Source organism: Microbacterium sp. UBA3394, from assembly GCF_002358725.1.
Taxonomy (GTDB): Bacteria; Actinomycetota; Actinomycetes; order Actinomycetales; family Microbacteriaceae; genus Microbacterium; species Microbacterium luteum.
In genome coordinates, this window is record NZ_DEPK01000071.1 from 5,367 (window position 1) to 6,594 (window position 1,228).

Consider the following 1,228-nt stretch of genomic DNA (forward strand, 5'->3'; position numbering starts at 1 on the left):
CCATGCCGTGAGAGCGGCTCAGTCCTGCTGCAGCGAACCCTGCAGATCGAGGGTGATCGTCACGTCCTTGCCGACGAGGACCCCGCCGGTCTCCAGGGCGGCGTTCCACGTGAGGCCGAACTCTTCGCGGTCGATGACCGTCTTGGCGGTCGCGCCGGCCTTGTAGTTGCCCCACGGGTCGGTTCCGAAGCCGCCGAACTCGACCTCGAAGGTCACCGGCTTGGTGACGCCGCGCACGGTGAGGTCGCCGTCGACGAGGAAGTCACCGCCGTCGTAGCGCACACCCGTGGAGACGAAGTCGATCGTCGGGTAGGTCTCGACGTCGAAGAAGTCCCCCGAGCGCAGGTGCGTGTCGCGTCCCTCGTCGCCGGTGTTGATCGAGGCGACGTCGACGGTCGCGGTCAGAGACGCCGCCAGCGGGTTCTCCGGCGCGGTGATCGTCGCGCTCTTCACACCGAAGGTGCCGCGCACCTTCGAGATCATCATGTGGCGGACCGAGAAGGTCACCTCGCTGTGGGACGGGTCGAGGACCCAGGTCCCCGCCTTGTAGCCGGGAACCTCGATCGTGGTCGTTTCGGTCATCGTCATCCTTCGTGTCGTTGTCCAGCCGCCGCCGCGACGGCTCAGGGGGTCTCAACGCCGCTCCGCGCCATCTATTCCCGTGAATGAAAAAAGAAGCGGATGCAACCGCATCCGCTTCTTTCTCGGGTCTGTCAGCCGACCTGCATGAGGTCGATCACGAAGATGAGGGTCTTGCCGCCGAGGAAGTGGCCGCCGGCGGGGCCGTAGGCGAGGTGCGGCGGAATGACGAGCTCGCGACGCCCGCCGGCCTTCATGCCCGGAATGCCGTCCTGCCAACCCTGGATGAGACCGCGCAGCGGGAACTGGATCGTCTCACCGCGATTCCAGGACGAGTCGAACTCCTCCCCGCTGTCGTACTCGACGCCGACGTAATGAACGGTGACGGTGTCACCAGGCTTGGCCTCGGCGCCGTCTCCGACGACGATGTCGCGGACGACGAGCTCCGCAGGAGCCGGCCCCTGGGGAGCGTCGATCTCGGGCTTGGTGAGGTCTGCAGTCATGTGTCTATCCAAACACGTCGCGCGCGGCGCCGGGTGCCGGAACGACGACTCTTGACACCCCGAAAGCACAAGGGCATCCTGAGATCAGACCAACTCAGCGCTCGGGAGACACGCAGGCATCGCCGCGGCACCGGGCGCTGAGTCTT

The 1,228-nt window shown here is 66.2% G+C and carries 2 protein-coding genes; both read right to left on the bottom strand.

What is annotated here, in order from left to right; genetic code table 11:
* Positions 1–18: 18 nt before the first annotated feature.
* Positions 19–582 (bottom strand): YceI family protein, encoded by a 564-nt coding sequence (locus B4E30_RS04100; protein WP_071045684.1) that lies wholly within the window; start codon positions 580–582, stop codon positions 19–21.
* A 131-nt stretch (positions 583–713) separates the two neighbouring features.
* On the bottom strand, positions 714–1,082 hold the full coding sequence (locus tag B4E30_RS04105; protein ID WP_071045683.1) for an FKBP-type peptidyl-prolyl cis-trans isomerase: 369 nt from the start codon (positions 1,080–1,082) through the stop codon (positions 714–716).
* Between the last annotated feature and the right edge of the window lie 146 nt (positions 1,083–1,228).